The sequence below is a fragment of the Hallerella porci genome (assembly GCF_003148885.1).
Taxonomy (GTDB): domain Bacteria; phylum Fibrobacterota; class Fibrobacteria; order Fibrobacterales; family Fibrobacteraceae; genus Hallerella; species Hallerella porci.
In genome coordinates, this window is the sequence record NZ_QGHD01000007.1 from 1 (window position 1) to 19,930 (window position 19,930).

General features: G+C 45.9%; 18 protein-coding genes and 1 pseudogene. 10 read left to right on the forward strand and 9 right to left on the reverse strand.

Going from position 1 to position 19,930, the window contains the following annotated elements:
* The 4 genes and pseudogenes from B0H50_RS04960 to B0H50_RS13115 all read right to left on the reverse strand — a co-directional run.
* On the reverse strand, positions 1 to 470 hold a 470-nt coding region (locus tag B0H50_RS04960; RefSeq protein ID WP_146193680.1), incomplete at its 3' end, for a DUF4372 domain-containing protein.
* Positions 471 to 591: 121 nt separating this feature from the next.
* A pseudogene (locus tag B0H50_RS04965) lies at positions 592 to 2,589 on the reverse strand (DNA methyltransferase); the annotation flags it as partial.
* A gap of 56 nt (positions 2,590 to 2,645) precedes the next feature.
* On the reverse strand, positions 2,646 to 3,164 hold the full coding sequence (locus B0H50_RS04970) for a hypothetical protein (RefSeq protein WP_146193681.1): 519 nt from the start codon (positions 3,162 to 3,164) through the stop codon (positions 2,646 to 2,648).
* A gap of 1 nt (position 3,165) precedes the next feature.
* Positions 3,166 to 3,546: a hypothetical protein gene (locus B0H50_RS13115; RefSeq protein WP_146193682.1), complete on the reverse strand. Its 381-nt coding sequence runs from the start codon at positions 3,544 to 3,546 to the stop codon at positions 3,166 to 3,168.
* Positions 3,547 to 3,658: 112 nt separating this feature from the next.
* Here B0H50_RS13115 and B0H50_RS04975 point away from each other — a divergent pair, with 112 nt between their 5' ends.
* Positions 3,659 to 4,414, forward strand: a complete 756-nt coding sequence (locus tag B0H50_RS04975; RefSeq protein ID WP_146129182.1) for a DUF6261 family protein — start codon at positions 3,659 to 3,661, stop codon at positions 4,412 to 4,414.
* A 309-nt stretch (positions 4,415 to 4,723) separates the two neighbouring features.
* Complete coding sequence (locus tag B0H50_RS04980) at positions 4,724 to 5,521, forward strand: hypothetical protein (protein ID WP_146193683.1); 798 nt, start codon at positions 4,724 to 4,726, stop codon at positions 5,519 to 5,521.
* A 128-nt stretch (positions 5,522 to 5,649) separates the two neighbouring features.
* On the opposite strand, the gene B0H50_RS04985 is transcribed toward B0H50_RS04980, so the two are convergent.
* The gene (locus B0H50_RS04985) at positions 5,650 to 6,546 is read right to left on the reverse strand and encodes an Rpn family recombination-promoting nuclease/putative transposase (RefSeq protein WP_332888810.1); all 897 of its coding nucleotides are present in this window, start codon (positions 6,544 to 6,546) and stop codon (positions 5,650 to 5,652) included.
* Between B0H50_RS04985 and B0H50_RS13440 the strand changes: the two genes are divergently transcribed.
* Complete coding sequence (locus B0H50_RS13440) at positions 6,547 to 6,768, forward strand: hypothetical protein (protein ID WP_199191883.1); 222 nt, start codon at positions 6,547 to 6,549, stop codon at positions 6,766 to 6,768.
* A gap of 273 nt (positions 6,769 to 7,041) precedes the next feature.
* On the opposite strand, the gene B0H50_RS04990 is transcribed toward B0H50_RS13440, so the two are convergent.
* Positions 7,042 to 8,502, reverse strand: coding sequence for an alpha/beta hydrolase family esterase (locus tag B0H50_RS04990; protein WP_158275881.1), 1,461 nt, complete (start codon positions 8,500 to 8,502; stop codon positions 7,042 to 7,044).
* Between the two features lie 150 nt (positions 8,503 to 8,652).
* A complete protein-coding gene (locus B0H50_RS04995) occupies positions 8,653 to 9,324 on the reverse strand; it encodes a hypothetical protein (RefSeq protein WP_109587341.1) in 672 nt (223 codons plus the stop codon).
* 154 nt (positions 9,325 to 9,478) lie between these two features.
* On the opposite strand from B0H50_RS04995, the gene B0H50_RS05000 reads away from it, so the two are divergent.
* The 7 genes from B0H50_RS05000 to B0H50_RS05030 all read left to right on the forward strand — a co-directional run bounded on the left by B0H50_RS05000 (position 9,479) and on the right by B0H50_RS05030 (position 18,935).
* Positions 9,479 to 11,116 carry a fumarate hydratase gene (locus tag B0H50_RS05000; protein ID WP_106198758.1) on the forward strand — a complete coding sequence of 546 codons (1,638 nt, stop codon included), beginning with the start codon at positions 9,479 to 9,481 and terminating at the stop codon, positions 11,114 to 11,116.
* Positions 11,117 to 11,189: 73 nt separating this feature from the next.
* Positions 11,190 to 11,816: an imidazole glycerol phosphate synthase subunit HisH gene (gene hisH, locus B0H50_RS05005; RefSeq protein ID WP_109587342.1), complete on the forward strand. Its 627-nt coding sequence runs from the start codon at positions 11,190 to 11,192 to the stop codon at positions 11,814 to 11,816.
* Positions 11,810 to 12,601 (forward strand): imidazole glycerol phosphate synthase subunit HisF, encoded by a 792-nt coding sequence (gene hisF / locus B0H50_RS05010; protein WP_109587343.1) that lies wholly within the window; start codon positions 11,810 to 11,812, stop codon positions 12,599 to 12,601. Before hisH ends, hisF begins: the two co-directional genes overlap by 7 nt.
* 8 nt (positions 12,602 to 12,609) lie before the next feature.
* Positions 12,610 to 13,989: a TldD/PmbA family protein gene (locus B0H50_RS05015; protein WP_106198755.1), complete on the forward strand. Its 1,380-nt coding sequence runs from the start codon at positions 12,610 to 12,612 to the stop codon at positions 13,987 to 13,989.
* 3 nt (positions 13,990 to 13,992) lie between these two features.
* Positions 13,993 to 17,982, forward strand: a complete 3,990-nt coding sequence (locus tag B0H50_RS05020; protein ID WP_109587344.1) for a C25 family cysteine peptidase — start codon at positions 13,993 to 13,995, stop codon at positions 17,980 to 17,982.
* A gap of 2 nt (positions 17,983 to 17,984) precedes the next feature.
* Complete coding sequence (locus B0H50_RS05025; protein WP_106198753.1) at positions 17,985 to 18,659, forward strand: hypothetical protein; 675 nt, start codon at positions 17,985 to 17,987, stop codon at positions 18,657 to 18,659.
* Positions 18,660 to 18,671: 12 nt separating this feature from the next.
* Positions 18,672 to 18,935 (forward strand): ATP-binding protein, encoded by a 264-nt coding sequence (locus B0H50_RS05030; protein WP_146129181.1) that lies wholly within the window; start codon positions 18,672 to 18,674, stop codon positions 18,933 to 18,935.
* 176 nt (positions 18,936 to 19,111) lie between these two features.
* Here the strand turns inward: B0H50_RS05030 and B0H50_RS05035 are convergent, their stop codons facing one another.
* Positions 19,112 to 19,513, reverse strand: a complete 402-nt coding sequence (locus B0H50_RS05035; RefSeq protein ID WP_106198751.1) for a nucleotidyltransferase substrate binding protein — start codon at positions 19,511 to 19,513, stop codon at positions 19,112 to 19,114.
* Positions 19,497 to 19,835, reverse strand: a complete 339-nt coding sequence (locus B0H50_RS05040) for a nucleotidyltransferase family protein (RefSeq protein WP_158275882.1) — start codon at positions 19,833 to 19,835, stop codon at positions 19,497 to 19,499. Before B0H50_RS05040 ends, B0H50_RS05035 begins: the two co-directional genes overlap by 17 nt.
* Between the last annotated feature and the right edge of the window lie 95 nt (positions 19,836 to 19,930).

Here is a 19,930-nt window from a genome sequence, read left to right on the forward strand (position 1 = left end):
CCGCCGTTCTTCCTGCCGATTTTCGGGTTTCGTCCGGCTCCCTTCAGGACGTTCGAGAACAGCGATATGGTCGTGGAGTCCATCACGTACAGTTTCTGCGCCCATTCATAGTCGCGACTGTCCGGTAAAAAACGGCCGAACTTTTCGTAGAGCGACTTGTAGACGGCCTCGAAGAACTTGCAGGGGCGTCTGTTGTTCGCGTCGGAGAAAGTGCTCATCTTCAGCGGTCCCGTGAACCCGGCGTGCCACAGGTGCCTCGCTTCCGTGTTCACTCCCGTAAGGATTTCGCGCAGGGAGCTGTAATTTTTGAATACAGCGAACAACAGCACGAGCAGGTGCTGGAACCCGTCGAACTTCTTGACATAGCGTTCCCCGCCAACGCTGCGGGATTGCCTCAGAATTTCGCCTTTAGAGAGGTATTTTGTGATTTGTGCGTATATCGGCTGTCCGGTAAAATTTCTACATTCCATAGTGCTTTTGAATTTGTTTTATGTGCAAAAGAAACTATAGTCAAAAGCGGCGGCTCCCGGAAACGGAAGTCGCCTTTTTTGTTAGATTTCAGGTTGAATTAAAAAGTTTTACCGGACACTAATAGAAATTTTCAGCATCAATCAAATACCCATTAATGTTTTTTGCATCAATACATTCATCACCAGCAAATATCCTTTTTGGCTTTTTATTTTCGTCACTGCTAAAGCCCACAATCACGCAATGCACATGCGCCTTAATGCTTGCTTCGCTATCCCAGCGGAAAGTGCGGTGTGCAAAATCGATATGCACCCCATCGTCAAAAAGAGGTTTCCAAAGGTTGGCAACACTCTCACCTTGACAAATCGAATTGGTTGAAACGAGTGCGGTCCTTGTATTGCTACCCTTCATTAAATCAGCCGCTTTTTTGTACCAGCACGCCACATAATCCAGGTTGCCGGCATTTTTCCAATCTTTGCCAAAAACATTTTCAAGATCCTGTTTTTGTTCCGCATTCATCAAGCGTGCCCCCACAAATGGCGGGTTCCCGATGATATAATCGTAGTTGCGCTTTTCGTGCGATTCCTTTTCGAAGAAGGTGCCGCTCATCACTTCGGCACTGTTTTCAAAAGTCTGCCAGTCTGTTTTTAGCGCGTTGCCTTCCACGATGTGCGCGTTTGTCTTGAGCGGCAAGAAGTCTATCGCGGAGTGTATGATGCTTTCCGTCTCTTTCATCATCTGGCTTTCGGCAATCCAGAGCGCAGTCTTTGCGACGGTTACCGCAAAGTCGTTGATTTCGATTCCGTAAAATTGTTGAATTTGCACCTGAATAGGGCTGCTTACATCGTAAGCGATTTCCATTTGCCCCTTTGAAAGGGTGCTTAATACTTTATTTTCGAGCCTGCGCAAGCACAAATAGGTTTCGGTCAAAAAGTTTCCGCTGCCGCACGCGGGGTCCAAAAAAGTCAAATGCGAAAGTTTTGCCTGGAAATTTCTCAGCTCTTTTTCGGGATTGACTTTTTCTAAAATCGATGCGAGTTCTGCCTTTAAATCGTCTAAAAATAGCGGGTCGATGACTTTGTGAATGTTTTCGATGCTCGTGTAATGCATGCCGCCCTTGCGGCGTGTTTCCGGGTTTAATGTGCTTTCGAAAACGGCTCCAAAAATCGTCGGGCTGATTTCCGACCAGTCAAAATCATCCGATGCCTTCGCCAAAAGCAGGTCGCGAATTTCGTCGGTTATCATCGGGATTTCGATATCCGCATCGCCCTTGGGCTTGGCAAAAAGTCCGCCGTTCACATAGGGGAATGCGGCGAGTGTGGGGTTTTCGTCTTTTAAGTATTCGTCGCGTTCTTCGATTTTTTGATTGAGAATGTTAAAAAGTTCAATCAAAGCGCGGCGCATTTGGGGGGCGTTAAATTGCGCGAGATAATCGTGGAACATGCCGTGGCGGCCGAACAGCCCCGCGTCTTCGGCATACAGGCAAAAGACGATGCGCACGCAAAGCACGTTCAGGCTCTTCAAGGTCTCGGGCGATTCCGGGTTCTTGTACTGCGCCAAAAACTTCTCGTAAATTTCGCCCACGATGTCGCCTGCGGCAATGGACACTTCCATTTCGCGTTTCGTGTGCTGGTCATTTTCGTCGACTAAAAAATTCAGGCGGTAATATTCTTTGCCAAAGTCTTTTAGGTTTAATACTTCGCGCGTCTTCACGGGTTCCTTGTCTTCCATGTTGTAAATATGGAATGTTTGGAAGTTGCAGGTGACTATCCAGCGCACTTTTTCGGAATAGGGCAAGTTGTCGTTGTAGCGTTTTGCCTGTTCGTATGGCGTCAGTTCTTCGCCGTCGGACTGCCTTTCCTTTTTGTCTAGGTCAATGTCTTTGCCCTTCTGTTCGATAAGAACCTTCGTCGTTGCAATGTAGCCGTCGATGCGGCTTGCGTTCGAAAGTTTCACGGGCTTTTCAAATTCGATGTAATGCACCGCATCTTTCACTTGAAACACGCTTTGCAGTAAATCAATCCAAAATTTTTGCGTTTCGCGATTTTCAAAACCCCGGTCTTTCCAAACTTCTAAAAATGCCTGGGCGGAAATTTGCTGAGAACTTAATTTTTTAGCCATAAGATTTTAATTCTCTCCATACAATAGGGCGACAAATTGGATTTCCTAATGTAAATTTAATTTTCCTCGCTGTCATCCCAATGACAATTTTTTTTATAAACATTTTTTGAATAATCAACCTCCAAGTGCCATCGCTTGCCAACCCAAATCCCTTCCGCAAAATTGCATGGACCTGTTTTCAAAAACAAATGACCCTTTGCATTTGTGATTTGCCCAATTTCGCCCAACAAATATCCCACTTCAAAAGTGCAAAGCCCTGTTTCGCTCAACAAATATCCCACTTCAAAAGTGCAAAGCCCTGTTTCGCCCAACAAATGTCCCACTTCAAAAGTGTAAAGCCCTGTTTCGCCCAACAAATGTCCCACTTCAAAAGTGCAAAGCCCTGTTTCGCTCAACAAATATCCCACTTCAAAAGTGCAAAGCCCTGTTTTGCCCAACAAATATCCCACTTCAAAAGTGCAAAGCCCTGTTTCGCTCAACAAATATCCCACTTCAAAAGTGCAAAGCCCTGTTTTGCCCAACAAATATCCCACTTCAAAAGTGCAAAGCCCTGTTTCGCTCAACAAATATCCCACTTCAAAAGTGCAAAGCCCTGTTTTGCCCAACAAATGCTCTTCGCAAAAGTGAATTGCCAGATTTGGTGGTAAAAACAGCCCTTTTCAAAAGTGAATAGCCAGATTTGGTAGTAAAAACAGCCCTTTTCAAAAGTGAATAGCCAGATTTGGTAATAAAAATAGCCCTTCGCAAAAGTGAATTGCCTAATTTGGTAGTAAAAACAGCCCTTTTCAAAAGTGAATTGCCAGATTGGGTAATAAAAATAGCCCTCTGCAATAATGAATAGCCTAATTGGGTAATAAAAATATCTCTCTGCAATAATGAATAGCCTGATTGGGTAATCAGAATATCATTTTGCAAAAGGGGATGAGCGTTTTGGAATGAGGTAACAGTTATCTTCACTTTTTAAACAAAAAATTACACAAATTTTTGTAACGATTGAATTTGTTTTACTTACATTATTATCGGTGAGTGGATTTTGGGACAACACATCAACCATCCTATTGGAGGACACATGAGTCAAATCGAAAGTTACAAGTTAACTTACCTGAACAACGCTGCACATTTTCTGTTTATGAAGGAGCTCCTTGCGCGCGCCCTTGCCGACGAAAATGTGAGCACCAAGTGCAAGGATCAAGTCGACGCTCTGCAAAAAACGCTTAAGGCCGAAGACGATTGCTTTGCGACATCTTCGAAAAGCCTTGCGACAGACAAGATTACCCAGGCAGACAGCTTCCGCGACAAGCTTTATCTCGGCTACAAGAAGCTTGTCGAAGCCCATTTGGACGCTCCGATTCCAGAACTTGCAAACGCTGCAACGGTATTGAACCAGCATATCGTGGATTACAAAATCAACGTTCGCGATCAAATTGACAAGGAAACGGGCTCCCTCGTAAACTTTATCCAGGATTTGGAAGGCTCGCACAAGGCGCATGTTGAAACTCTTAACCTTATGGCTATCGTAGAACGTCTGAAGCAGGCAAACGAAATGGTCCGCGAGTACACGAATACGCGCACCGACGAGCGCTCCGTCAAGACGGCGGGTGCGATGAAGCAGGCAAGGGTCGTCTGCGACAACGCCTACAGCAATTTGGTGCGTGTGGTTAACGCCCACATGATTCTCGAAGGGGACGCCGATTACGAAAATTTCGCAAGCTTCGTGAACACGCAAATCGCACAGCTCAAGATGAGCGCCCTCTATAAACGGAAGGGGAAAAGTGAAATTCAAATGGAAAACAATCAAAAGGTGGGGGAAGATTTTAGAGCTTAGAACTTAGAGTTTAGAGATTAGAGATTTCTAAGTTCAAAGCTCTTCGCTTTAAGATCTAAAAAAAGCGCGCCTACGGCGCATCGAAAACCTGTGTTGAGCTCACCCCCAAACCATACATTTTTTCGAGGATGTTCTTGACCTTCTGCGTTGATACGCTATTCGATCGTTCGTAGGCGCTTGCTTTTAGGAACTGCTCGCACTCTAGCTTTTGCAAAACCAAAAATAGACTGTAAAAGCTTCACTTTTTGTATTCTGGGCTCTAGCCGAGCCCTTTTTTATGAATGATTGATTTTACAGAATGAAATTTACATGTTCATCATTTCCAACAAAGGAATTCTTATGGGAACACATGCAGCAATCGTCCGCCGATTGCCCGACAACACAATTCAATACGGAAACATCATCAATGATGGTTTTCTAAGCTATGTAGGTATCATCTTGATGGTTTATTATGATTCCCCGAAATTGGTGGAACAATTATTTTCACTGGGGCAGTTAGAAACTCTTGGTGCACCGGGAACAGAAAATAATCCAGCCTTGTTTGACACCGAATCAAAAACATATTGCACAAATAGATGGAAAGGGCACCGTTCTCACAGAACTTGTGATTCTGAAATGGAAATCTGCCCAGAAGTTATGTTTACGGATTACTATTATTTTTACGACAATGAAGAATGGTTCTATGTAAAACCGGATTGTGGCTGGCAAAAGATTCCATTACATTATGTGCTAAACCGTTTATCGTATTTTTCAAAACATCCTAATGAATGTCCCCAAATAATGGGAAGAAACGAGCCCGATACTTGCGTTCGATATGAAATGGATATCGCTTATCTCAAGGAGATTCTCTTTGAATATCCTAAAGAAGACGCCGAATACAAGCAACTGCTCGATGCAAGCGGAATCAACATCGAGGAAACATTTGAGGAACTACGAAAGACGAATTTTCCGCTTTACGAATTTCTTGAAAAACACCTTAATCTTGTGAATTATTTTGATCCGTGGAGCGTTTACATGGTTGGAGAATCGCACTTACCACCGTCAAAAGTCAAATTGCGAAAGAAATCGGAACAACATGTTGAAACATATTTTTGGAATTTGAGCTAGGATGAAGTATGGGAAAAGGAAGTGCGGACTAAAAGTCCGCATTTTCTTTTCAATTGTGCATTGTTAATTGTTCATTATGCATTGTCATCAATTCCAACTAAAAAAGAACCGCTTTCGCGATTCTTTTTTTACAGTGCTTTGATTTCATCAATCGTGAGGCCGGTGACCTCTGCAATCGTTTCAACGGAAATGCCTTTTTTCAAAAAGCCTTTGGCGAGGGAACGCGTTTTAGCCATCATTCCTTTTTTCATTCCTTCTGCACGTCCTTCCTTACGCCCTTTGGAAATTCCTTCCGCAAGCGCCTCAGCCTTACCTGCAGCGAGCCTTTGGCGAAAGACATCGCCGGCGCTGACGAATCCGTACTTTTGTCCGATGCTTACGAATGCCATATCTAACTCCTTGAGGATGCTTTCTCCCAAATACTCCTTCAAATATACACTAATTTTTTCGAGCAAGTTTTTCGCTTCATCGTAAGGAATCTGCGTTAAGGCTTTTTGAAATTTGGGAAGAATTGCCAACAATTTTTTCCGGTTAAACGCATATTTCATTGCGGTTACACCCATTGCCGTTGCAACATCATCGCAGCCGATGCAATCTTCGTCCGAAATCATTTTCATGTCGATGAAATGGCATTGAAAAGGCAACACAGGCTTAAAAAAGTAATCGGAATAATTTTTACGCAAAAGTTTAAACGGGTCCCACGGACCTTTGCCGTTGTAAAAAATGAAAGCCCGCGTCGGCATTACGTCAACCAAATCGTTCTGCAATTTCATCACTTTATTTACATAGCGAGAAATTTGGGCAAAGACGAATTTATCCGAGCCTGATTTATGCTCCAACAGAATCCCAACCACAGTGGGATGCCCTTTCGCAGCTTTCACGCGAAAAGCTAAATCGGCTTCGCCCGTTTCGTCCACTTCGGAATACGAATCTGGAATCTGCTCGAGCGAATTCAAATTGATGGCTTTCAAAAACTCAGAGATTTCCGGTTTCTGCTTCGCACACAATTTCAACAACGCCCGCAAATGATTTTTATCGGCAAAAAGTCAGCGGAAGAAAGCGTCATGACTGCGACGAGAATTTTTATTCGTCATTTTGTTCTCCATTGGGAACGCCCCCAAAAAAGCAGATATGGACAATTTTCCCTATCTAAGAGTATAGACGCTTTAATCAGTAAAAATGCATCAAAAGTAAAGAAGATTTTACTTAAAATCGAAAAAAGTGGAAAGAAAGATCTTAGAACTTAGATTTTAGAGCTTAGAATTTCTAAGATCAAAGTTCTTAGCTCTAAGTTCTCAAAACCCCGCGCGGCTTCGCCGCCATTATTTCCAATTGTGCATTGTTAATTGTTAATTATGCATTGGATAATAATGCAGAATTGATAATTCACAATTAACAATTATAAAGTTAGGCGCTTTGCGTCTACGGCGCACCAAGCTCTACACTCTTCATTCCTCATAAAAAAAGTCGCACGGCAGAGCCGTACGACCTTTTTTGGTGGTGTGTTATGAACGGGAAACTTAGGGCTTTGTAAATTGTTTGAGGAATTTCCAACCGATTTCTGCGCAGCCGGCGTCGTGGCCGTTTCCGCTGCAGCTTGCGCCGCCTTTATCGGTGCAAAGTCCGACTTGAACGCCGGCGCTGCAGTTTTCGTAAATGACGCAGCCGTTGCCTTGATCTTTGGGTTCGCCAGAACAACTGTTCATTTTCGCCCATTCTTTAAGGTTATTTTGTGCGCCAAGGAATGTAATCGGTTTTCCGGGAACCATCGAAGAATAACCGCCTGCGTAAGGGACGACGCCGTCTTGAGAACCGCGGAAATTGAGAACGGAAATGGGGCGCGATGGTTTGCATTCGCCGGCATCGACGACTTCTTTTGCTAAATCAAAGGACGCGGGAGCCGTTGCGGCAAAGACATCTGCCATTTTACAAGCGACATAATTTGACATGCCGCCGCCCATCGAAAATCCTGCGGCGTAAATGCGCTTCGGATCGATGCACGCTTCGTTTTGAAGTTCTTGAATCAAGTGGCGGCTAAAGGTAATGTCATCGGCATCGGTGCAGCAAGGGCCGACATTCCACGCTTGCCCCATTCCGCCGGTTGCGCCGTCGGGATATGCGATAATTACGGCGTCAGAAAGGGTTGCTGCTTCGTAAGTTTTACTGCTTGCCCAACCTTGCGCGCTTCCCATAATCGGATGATAATCGACGAGGAGCGGGACCGCATTACTTCCGGTATAAGTATTCGGAACGTGAACAATGTATTTGCGGCCATCGACTTCTTTCGTGTAATCGCCGGGCTTTAAAGTTTTCGTTGCGCAGTTGACCGGTTCATCGGGAATTTCTGAGGAAGATGAAATTTCTGCAGAAGAAGAACTGCTCTGACTTGAAGAAGAAATGGGCTTTGAACTTCCTTTGACTTTGAGAGTAATTTTTACGCCGACTTCTTCTTCGGCTTTCATTTGATACATCGTTTCTTCGAAGCCATCTTTTTTGAAGAAGAGAGAAGCGAGCGGATCACCGGCTTTTTTCAAAATGCCGCGATGGTCTAATGCATAAACGGAGCCTGCGCCATCGGCAGAAATTTTCAGAAAATTTTTGGAATGAGAAAGGCGACTTAAATCGAGATAGAGAGAACCGTTTGCGTTGAAAAATTCTTGCTGGAAAGTCACTTTGCCGAGCGCATCCAGCAGCGAAATTTTTAAAACGCGGACATTTACATTTTGTAATGTCGCAAATTTTCCGTCAAAGTGCACGCGCATTTCTTTGCGGGAAATCGCTTGGATAGAATTGGGATCGTTGGAAAGTTGGAAATTTCCAGAGGCATCGGATACGGCGGCAATTCCTGTATAATTAAAAGAAGAAATTTGAACATCGGGAATGCCTTCGCCCTGTTCTGTTATCACTTGCCCCGCAATGTTCCAACCGAGTGAAAGAGTTGCTCCGAAGAGCAAAATTAAAGTAGAAGTGGTGAATTTCATTTTTCCTCGCATTTGGATACTGATAAATTAAAAGCCCGAAGAAAAAATGCAAAGAGGGAAAAAGAAAAAAGCGTTGTTGATTTTACAACAAAAGTTTAAACGAAAAAAGCCCGCCGATGGGCGAGCTTCTTTCATTTCTTTTTGACAAAATTAGTCTTTGCCGGTGAAGATAATCACGAGAACGCTTGCGATGAATGCGGCGCTCACGATGAGGAATTCCAGCGGGTTTTCCATAATCGTTTGGCCTGCGGTGCGCGGTTCGCCACTTGCGGCTTTCGGTTCTGCCTTGGCAGAATCAGCCGGAGCTTGTGCCGAAGAATCGGCTGCGGCGACAACGGCTGCGGTATCTGCTGCGACCGGAGCGACTGCTGCGGAATCGGTCTTTGCAGAATCCACCGGAGCGGCTTTTGCTTCGAGAACTTCAGAAGAATCGGCGACAGGAGCCTTTGCGGAATCAGCCGGAGCGGCTGCGACTGCTGCGGTAGAATCGGTTGCCGGAGCTGCTTCGGCAGTTGCGGAATCGGCTACGACCGGAGCTTGGGCTTCGGCGACTGGAGCTTTTGCGGTATCAACCGGAGCGGGTGCCGGTGCGGGCACTGCTTCTGCGGCTGGTGCAGCTTCAGCTTTTTTCACGGTATCCGCGGGGGCTGCTGCTTGAGCGGGAGCTGGAGCAGGTGTCGGTTCCGCTTTAGCGGCTTCGGCTGGAGCTTCCACTTTTTTCGTGGTATCTGCAGGAACGGCTTGAGTCGGTGTTGCTGTTTCTGCGGCGAACGCAAATGCAGAAAGCATTAACGCTGCGGCGAGAGTCTTCTTGAGTTTCATTATTTCCTCACTTGATAAAAAACATTTTTGGCAGATGAACCGCCAAGTGCAAGGAAAAAGATAACTCTTCAAACAGGAAAGTGGTAAATAATTTTTCTTAAAAAGGCGAAAATTCTATTTTCTAGATGATCATTTATTTGAATGAGAGGTTTCTATGGCATTTCAATACGAAGCAACAGTCCAGCACGGCAAAGATACGACTGAATATGTGAATCTCGGCAAAGACGGAATTTCCGTCGCTGAATTCGAAGGAAAGAAAATTCTGAAAGTTTCGAAAGAAGCGCTTTCTAAGCTTTCGGAAGCCGCTTTTGAAGAAGTCGAATTTTGCTTGCGCCCATCGCACACGGCAAAAGTGGCAAAAATTTTGCAAGATCCCGAAGCGAGCGATAACGATAAATTCGTCGCATTGACGATGCTCAAAAACGCAACCGTTGCCGCCAAGGGAATTCTTCCGTTCTGTCAAGATACGGGAACCGCTATTTGCGTTGCGCATAAAGGCCAGCAGGTGTGGACAGGCTTTGACGATGCCGAAGCGATTTCCGAAGGCATTTACAATGCGTACACGACGAAGAATTTGCGTTACAGTCAAATCGCTCCGCTTTCGATGTATGAAGAAAAAAATACCGCTTGCAATTTGCCGGCTCAAATCGACATTCACGCCGAAGAAGGCGCCGAAATGAAATTCCTCTTTGTGGCAAAGGGTGGTGGATCGGCGAATAAAACTTATTACTGGCCGATGACGAAGGCGCTCCTCAACCCGAAGTCTTTGGAAAAATTCCTCGCCGATAAGGTGAAAACCCTCGGAACGGCAGCGTGCCCGCCGTATCATTTGGCAATTGTTATCGGTGGCACAAGCGCCGAAATGAATACGCACATGGTGAAGCTCGCAAGCTGCGGTTACTTGGATGATATTCCGACGACCGGTTCGGAAGGCGGACGCATTTTCCGCGACCTCGAAATGGAAGAAAAGGTGCTGCACATTTGCCAAAAGACTGGCATCGGCGCACAATTCGGCGGCAAATATTTTGTCCACGATGTCCGCGTTATCCGTTGCCCGCGTCATGCGGCAAGTTGCCCGGTTTCTATCGGTGTAAGCTGCTCGGCAGACCGTAACATCAAAGCGAAAATTGACGAAAACGGTCTCTGGCTCGAAAAGATGGAACATCATCCGGAAAAGTATATCCCCGCAGGCAATGTGGTGAACTTGGCTCCGGCGGTAGAAATTGATTTGGATCGCCCGATGAAAGAAGTCCTCGCCGACCTCACGAAGTATCCGGTCAAGACCCGCTTGAATTTGAAGGGAACGATGATCGTCGCCCGCGATATGGCGCACGCAAAAATCGCTGAAATTTTCGATAAGCAAGAAAGCGGCGCAGAACTTTCGGAAATGGAAAAGAAAGTTCTCGAAGTCGTAAGCAATCACCCGATTTATTATGCGGGACCGGCAAAGACTCCGGCGGGAATGCCGACAGGAAGCTTTGGCCCGACGACTGCAAACCGAATGGATCCGTATGTGATGCGTTTCCAGAGCAAGGGCGCTTCGATGATTATGGTCGCTAAGGGAAACCGCAGCCAAGAAGTCACCGACGCTTGCAAAAAGTACGGCGGATTCTTCCTCGGATCTATCGGTGGTCCGGCCGCAATTCTTGCGGAACAAAATATTCTGAGCAACGATGTCGTCGCCTTCCCAGAACTCGGCATGGAAGCCATCCGCAAAATTACCATTAAGGATTTCCCAGCGTTCATCCTCGTGGACGATAAGGGAAACAATTTCTTTGATGGTTTGATTTAAGTCAAAACGAGAAAGTTCTGCGGAAATCCCGCAGAATTTTTCTTGAAAAAAATCCTCTTCAAACGAGAAGATTATGGAAAATTTTATCGTCGTGGATTACAACGCAGGAAACTTAACTTCGGTGCTCAACGCTTTTGCGCATTTGGGAATTGAAGTCAAAGCATCGCGTGACCCCGCAGAAATCGCTAACGCAGACCGCTTGGTTTTCCCGGGTGTGGGCGCTGCAAAAAGTGCGATGGAAACGCTAACGAATTCGGGCATCGGGAATGCAATCGCCCAAGTGATTGCGAATAAGCGTCCGGTTCTCGGTATTTGCATCGGCTGCCAGATTATTTTGAATTCGAGCGAAGAAAACGGCGGCGTTAAAACGTTAGGATTCATCGACGGTAAAGCTGTCCGTTTTGAAGAAGAAGCGGGCATTAAAATTCCGCACATGGGTTGGAATCAAGTTCATTTTTTGAAAAAACATCCGCTCTTTGAAGGCATTGCCGACGGAAGCGATTTTTACTTTGTGCATTCTTATCACCCGGCAGAAATTTCTCCGGAAAATGCGCTTTCCGAAACGACTTACGGCTCGCAGAAATTTACATCGGCAGTTGTGAAAGAAAATTTAGTCGCGACGCAATTCCACTTGGAAAAAAGCGGCGACGTCGGATTACGCGTGCTCAAAAACTTTAGCTGTTGGAGCGGATTATGCTAACGAAACGTTTAATCATCTGCTTGGATGTGCGCAATCGCAAAGTGACGAAAGGCGTTAAGTTCAAAGGAAATATCGACATCGGCGATCCGGTGGAACTCGGCGCAAAGTATAGCGCAGACGGTGTGGACGAACTCGTCTTTTACGATATTACTGCGAGCGCAGAAAATCGCCCGTGCGATTTTGAAATGGTGAAAGAAATTGCAAAAAATGTTTTCATTCCATTTTCGGTCGGCGGAGGCATTCGCAATCTCGAAGATATGCACCAAGTGCTTCTCGCGGGCGCAGAAAAAGTGAGCGTGAACAGCCTCGCTGTTTTGCATCCGGAAATTATTTCTGAAGGCGCAAAAGCTTTTGGCAATCAATGCGTCGTCCTCGGGATGGACGCAAAGCGCGTCGGCGTCTCGGAAAAAATTCCTTCGGGTTATGAAATTTATATCAAGGGCGGTCGCGCAGCGACGGGGCTCGATGCTGTCGAATGGGCGAAGAAAGCGGAATCTCTCGGCGCAGGCGAAATTTGCTTAAACGCGATGGATACCGACGGCGTCCGCGATGGCTACGAACTAGAAATTACCGATAAAGTGGCAAAGGCTGTGGGCATTCCTGTCATCGCTTCGGGCGGTGCCGGGAAACCGGAACATATCGCTGACCTTTTCTGCAAAACCGCAGCCGATGCAGCGCTTGTCGCAAGCATGGTGCATTTTGGCACTTATACTGTTCCGCAAATTAAAAATGAAATGCAAAAAGCGGGAATTCCGGTGCGGAAAATTTCAAAGGTGAATTTGTAAAGAAAATTATGAATCGAGATGTTGCAGAATCCATTTTAGAACTTGGAACGCAGTGCGGCGCAGATTACGTCGAAATTTACGAAGAAGAAACGCGTTCTTCGACTCTTTCGTTAAAAGACAGTAAAATTGAAACGGCGTCGGCGGGAACCGAATTCGGCATCGGCGTTCGTTTGATTTATGGAACGGAAGTGCTTTATGCGTTTACGAGCGAAGAAAGCAAAGACGCTCTTTTGCAAATGGTGAAGACCCTTGCGTTCGGGCGGGAAAAAGGAAAGTCTGCAGCGCCGAAATTTTCTGCGGAAATTTCTCGGTTTGGAAATCCTGCGAAAGATTTTTTAGATCCGGGAGTTTTAGGAAACGGCTACAAGTTGGATTTTTTGCACAGCGCAGATGCGAATGCTCGCCAAGTTTCGAATCGCATTTGCCAAGTTGTCGCAAGCATCACCGATTCCTGTTCGCACATTCATATCGTGAGTTCGAGCGGTATCAATGTCAGCGATTTTCGGACGCATACGCGCCTAGGCATTAACGTCACCGCAGGACGCGATTCCGAAAAAATTGTTTCGCGCGAAGCGCCAGGAGCTTTGGCTGGTTATGAATGCTTAGAAAAATTTGACGTGACGAATTTGGCAAAAATCGCAGCGGAACGTTCGCTGCGCATGCTCGATGCGGGCTACATTTCGGGCGGTGTTATGCCAGTCGTTATGGGCCCCGGATTTGGCGGTGTGATTTTCCACGAAGCGGTTGGACATCCGCTAGAAACTGAAGCGATTCGGCATCAAGCAAGTCCATTCTGCGGAAAACTCGGCAAGCAAATTGCGCAGCCTTGCTTAACGGCAATTGACGATGGAACGATCGCCGGTTCGTGGGGAAGTTGTGCCGTCGATGACGAAGGCATGAAATCCGAACGGACGGTTTTAATCGAAAACGGAATTTTGAAAAATTATATGGCGGACATGGTCGGCGCAAAAGAAGTCGGCTGTGCGCGCACTGGAAGCGGTCGCCGCGAATCGTATAAATTTGCGCCGGTAAGTCGCATGCGGAACAGTTTCATCGCACCGGGGAAAGATTCTTTTGATGCGATGATTGCAAGCGTTGATCACGGACTGTATGCGGCAAAAATGGCGGGCGGTTCGGTGAATCCTGCGACGGGTGAATTTAATTTTGCGGTCGAAGAAGGCTACGAAATCGTCGGCGGAAAAATTGGACGACCGGTCCGCGGAGCCACTCTCATCGGAAAAGGCGATCAAGTTTTGCAAGGCATCTCGATGGTCGGAAGCGATCTTTCGATTGCAGCAGGAGTTTGCGGAGCTTCTTCGGGTTATGTGCCGGTGACTGTGGGACAGCCCACGATTAAAGTGGATTCAATTTTAGTCGGAGGAAGATAAGCTGTGAAATTTTCTGCACTCTTCACCCTGATTTTTATTTCATTCTTGTGGGCGTTCGAATCGGTCGAAGATTCGCGGACGCGTTTTGTTTTTACCGATCAGGTTGTGGAATCGAGTGCAGAAGTTTGCGCCGACGGCGGTTCACGTTTATTACCCGAAAATGCGTTTTACAAAAAAGGTTCGCATTTACCGTATCGCACTTACCGCATAGCGATTCCTGCGAATGCCAAGCCGACGGTCACGATTTCGGATTTGGCGCGCAGCCGTTTTGAGGGAAACTGGTGCCGTTCGGATTCGCTTCAAAATGGTGCGTTAGAAATTTCGAAACCCATTTTGCGCGATGGCATTTGGACGGTTGATGTTTTTGTTCCGCTGTTACAAATTTCGGGTTCGACGATTTCGATTCGGAAAAATTTTCAGGTGAATGTTTCGTTTGCAGGAACGCCGCAAAATAAAAATCCAGGAAAGCGTGCGATTGCGATGGTACAAAATCCGAAAGGGGCTGCGTCCTTTGGAATCGCTTCTCAGACGGGACGCATTTTGCGCAAAGCTGCCGCATCGGATTTTTCGAAGATAAATTGGCTTGTGCGCTTGGCCGTAGGCGACCGCGACAATGGAAATACAAATGAAGATGGACTTTATGCGGTGACATTTCGCCAATTTCGGGCAGCGTGCAATGAAGTCTCGCGGGCAGCAGACTGCGAAGGAATTCCGGTCGAAAAATTGCGCTTATACGGAGCGCGTCAAGATACATTAACCGAAGTCATTCAAAGTTCTGCGGAAATTGTGCCCGATCAATTATTCGAAATTCCGATCGACATTCGCGATCACAGTCCGAATTCTTTGCGCGCAGACGGCACCTTTGACGATGGCGATACACTTTTCTTTGTCGGCTACGGCACATCGATGTGGAAACGTTTCGACTTTGAAGACGCTTCGTTTACAAGCAAAGGCATGGACTATTATTATTCGTCATCGCCGTATAGTTTCTTTCAATATTTTCAACTGGGATTTTCTTCTACCGGAAAAGGCGCTCGCGTTTCGACTTTAAATTCTCCGGCATCGGGAACAGAAATCGAAGTGCTTCGTTATGTGCGCACCGAAAAAGACGCTGCGCTTCGCGATGTTTATTTTGGCGAAAATGATGAAGCTTCGGGCAAGGAATGGTTCTGGTTTTGGAATGGAAAAAACGATTCGCTCGAAATTTCTTCGTCGAGTTTTTTCACGGCGAAAAATGATAAATTGCCGCATTTCAAAGAAAGCGGAAAAAAATTCCTCGCGGTTTCGTATGTGCCGCATTCGGCAACGGCGCAAGCCAAAATGCGATTCACGTTTACTGTAAACGGGAAAACATTTGACGGCTACGATCGCAAATTGCCGATGGGAAATTTTGAAATTGAAAATCCGCCGTTAAAATCTTCGGGAAATTCGTATGCGATGCGACTTCTCCCGAATCATTCTGTGCCCGATCGATTCGATGGTTTTACTCTCGCCTATGCGTGGAATCCGACTTTGGAAAACGATACCGCTGAATGGATTTTGCCGGGGAAGTCGAGTGGCCGCATTCGCATTCCGATGACGTCTCATGCGCAGGTGATGAAATTCAAAAATTTTGAACCCGTCGGACTCCTCGCTATCCAAAATGGATTTTTCACCGATAGCATTTCGTCCAAAGAAGATGTGCGTTATCTCGCTTACAATGCAGAAAATTTCCGCAAGCCCGCAGCGATTAACGGCATCCCCAATCGGATAGAAGGCATTCTCTCGGACATTTCTCGCATTTCTTCGAAAACGGAATATTTGATTATCGCACCGGAAGCTTTCCAAGTGCCCGCCGTTGAACTTGCCAAATTCCGTTCGAGCGGAAAAGCGTTCGCGACTTATAACACGAGCGTCGTTCTCGCCGAAGATATTTACCGCGCTTATTCGGGCGGCTCTTTAACGCCGATTGCCATTCGCAATTATTTGGCTTATGCGCGGAGCGTTTCGCCGAATTTAACTTACGCTGTTCTCGCGGGCAATGGCAATTTCGATTACCGCGGATTCCATTCGGGATTTAAAACAAATTGGCTGCCGCCGTTTGAAAAAGAAGACGCTGCTGCCGAAGATTTCTTTGCGGTTCTCGATTCGGGCGAACAAATTCTCTCGGGAAAATACGATTTGGATTTATACGTGGGAAGACTTCCATTAGGAAGCGTCTCGGCGTTTAATGCGTATAACGAAAAAATTGAAGAACACGAAAAAACTCTTTCGGCGGATAATTCGGCGTGGCGTAATGCGGTGATAATTTCTGCAGACGATGCGTGGACCGGCGTAGAAGTTGATCCGATTGATCACACGAGCCCAGCCGAAGATTTAGCGCGGACATTGTGGAAGCGTTCTTCGGAAAACGGATTCCATTTGGACATTCACAAAATTTATTTGTTGGATTATACCGCCGATGCGTCGGGCCAAAAACCGGAAGCGACTTCGGATTTATTAAACCGCATCAATCAAGGCGCACTATTTACCGTTTACTTTGGACACGGCTCAATTTCGGATTGGGCGTTTGAAGGCTTGATGAAACCGTCTTATGTTTCGAATCTTTCCAATGAATCGCGTTATACGATTCTCGGCTCGTTCTCGTGTACCGTCGGACGCTTTGACAAAGGCGACGAAACTTCTCTTTCGGAAACGTTTATTCAAGCATCGAAGCGCGGTGCGATTGCCTCAATTGGCGCAACCCGTGAAACTTACGGCAGTTTAAACCGCGTCTTTGCCAAGTCGGTTTTAACGAATGCATTATTCCCGTCGGGCGGAACTCTCGGACGCGCTTACATGCAGGCAAAGGGACTTTCGGAATCCTCAAATTCGTCGCAGCGGTATAACAATGAACGTTATGCGCTTCTCGGCGAGCCCGTTGTGCCGATGCCGAATGCGGGGCTTTCTATTCAACTCGATCAAAAAATTGACACGATTCGCGCCCTCGACAGCATGAATTTGAGCGGAAGCGTGAAAGGCATTTCGAACGGAAAATTGCATATTTCCATTCTCGAGCAAAGTTACGAGAAAAAATTAAGCCAAGAACCTTCGGATAACGATTCCGTTTCGGTTCTTTACGATGGTTCGTTAATTTTCAGCGAAGATACCGAAGTCAAAGACGGACGTTTTTCGATTCATTTTATCACGCCGCGGAAAATTGCGTTCGGCGATACCGCTGCCGAAATTCGTCTTTGGGCAAATGGCAATTCCACGGCGAAAATCGGGCGCAGTCTCGTTTCGGGTTTAGCGATTTCGGGAACGTCGGCGTATGCGGATTCCATTATCGCAAACGATACATTACCGCCGTTGATTAGCATTCAAAGTTGTCTTTCTCCGGCATCGGGCACTTCATTCTCCGAAGGTGAAATGGTAACTCTTGCGTCTCCCGCATGTTTGCAAGTAACAATCAAAGATTCGACCGCAATCAATTTCCGCGAAGAAGCCAACGAAGGCGTCGAATTTGAAGTCGATGGGCAAGTTTCTGCATCGCCGTTTCATCCGTGGCCTTATGTGGAACAGTCGAGTAAAAAAGCCGTCGCCCGCATGAATTTCGCCGAAAGTAAATATCCCGCGGGAATTTACCTTTTCAAAGTTTCGGCAACCGATATTATCGGCAACGAATCCACGCGCACGGTCAAAGTCAACATTACCGAAGGACTTTCCGAAGGGCTTTCGGATGTGTTCAATGCGCCGAATCCGATGAAGCGCAAAGGTACGACTTTTTACTTTAAAGATTTAGCGGCAGGGCGTTCATCGGACGTAACGATTTTCATTTACAATCAAAACGGACGCATGGTGCAGCGCATTCCGCATGCGATTTCGGGAAAGACGCATTGGGATGGAAAAGATTTCTACGGACGCAAATTGGCGAATGGTTTATACCATTACATTGTCGTTTCGAAAGTGGCGGCATCGGCCGATGCCAAAGCGAAAACTTTCCGCAAAAAACAAAAATTGGTCATTTCGAGGTAATTATGGATTTGAGAAAAAAAGCTTCTCCGCTTCAACGTTTTGGAGAATTGCTTCTCCGTTTTCGTCTGATTTTCATTTTGATTTTCGCCATTCTTTACGGTGTATTTGCCCGCGATTTTAGTGCGATTTTTTCGTATGGATTTTCGGCGGTGGAATCGGTGCTTAAACAATTTACGGCGGTGCCGCAGACATTTTCGATTGTCAAGGAAAATGCAGTGCCGATTTTTGCTTCTCTCACGGGAATTTTTCTGCTCTGCTTTTTATTCGTGCGCGTCGCAATTTTCAAAGCGTTTCTGCCGGCTCTTTTAACGGGATATTTTTGGACGGCGATTTCTCAGCAAGGACAATTTCCCGCAGAAGAATATCTCGCGTTCCTCGCGGTCAATGGACTCGGCATTTTGGCGTTTGCAATTATCGTCGGCGTTTTTCTCGGCAAAGGTTCTCCGGTCGCGGGCGCTACTGTCGGGAGCTTGACAAAGGTCTTTTTTCCCATTCTCATTTTGCACATTCTTCTCGGCGGACTCGGCGGCTACTTTTTCCAATCGACGGATCTCGTTCTCCGCATTCTTTTCCCGCTGATTTCTCTCGCCCTTTTCTTCTTCGTCGAATTTCCGTTTTTCACCTTCGCGCCGATGGGGAAAATGCGCGCCGCACAAAGAACAATGAAATTAAATTAGGAATGTTCACTTTTGCGTTTGCTGGTTCAACTGATCTACAATCAGCTAGAGGTTGATTTTATCGCATCTAATGGAACTGAAAAATATTATATCCAGTCGGCATACGCAATTCATGATGAAGAAAAACGAATGCAAGAAATTGCATCGCTAAAAAAAATAGAAGACTCCTTTAAAAAAATTGTAATTGTAGGCGATGATATAGCGACTTATACCGACGAAAATGGATTTGTTTATATGAGTTTGTTTGATTTCTTGTTAAAGAAAAATTTCATATAAATTTACTCTACTTGAAATTTACTGTAAAATTACAGGAAATTTTAAATTATGCGGTATACTAGCGATGTGTCATCCTGAGCGAAGCGATATATGAAACTTGGAACTTTAGTTCCTTAGTTGAATTAAGCCCTTTGGGGTAGGATCTAGCACTTGGAACTAAAATTTCATATAGTAGCTTACCTTGCACTCATGGTTTTTAGGTAGGCGTTTAAAAGTTTTGCGTAGGCAGGGCAGCGCATTGCAATAGCGGTTGCGATTTTTTCGTCGTAATCGTGGCTCAACAGATTGCGGTCATCGACCATATCTTGCCAGGTATCGCCTTCGTTGATTAAGCCGTTTTGTAACGCGAGTCTAAAAGAATCGCGGCTCCCGATGATACCTGACAATCCCTGGAATTCCAAGTAGTCTTTCATGCTCTTCCAGGCAAGTTCGTATGTAAATTCAAACGACTTCAAAAGCCCTTGTTGCTCGAGTTTAGAAAGCGGGCGCTCGCTTGCAAGTTCCACAGCTTCGTTCAAGTTTGAAAGAGCCTTCGCAAAGTTTTCTAAACGTTGTTTGTATCTAATTTGCTCTTTCATAGATTGTCTTTCCTACAAGTTCGATGTGTTCTTTGAAATTTTCATTTTGCAGCTCGCTAAATATTAGCAAATCCACCTTGTAGGGCAGCGAAGACTCTTCAAAGGCGCGCATCATATGCAGCTTGTTTTTTATAGGAAATTCGTTATCGACAAACAAGCAGAGGTCGATGTCGCTACCTTCTTTGTAGTTTCCTTTTTCGCGACTCCCAAAAATTTTTGCATAACAAATGTGCGGCTGAGCGTTCAAAATTTGCAAAAGTATCGCCATCGATTTCTCGGAAATCCCGAGTGCAGTTGGAGTTATTTGCATTTTCGCGGTCATTGAAAAAAATATAATCATTATGAGGGATGCGTAGGCGAAAAGAAAGCGGTGTCACCCAGAAAGAAAAATTTCCTAGCCATTTCTGTTTTTTTTTA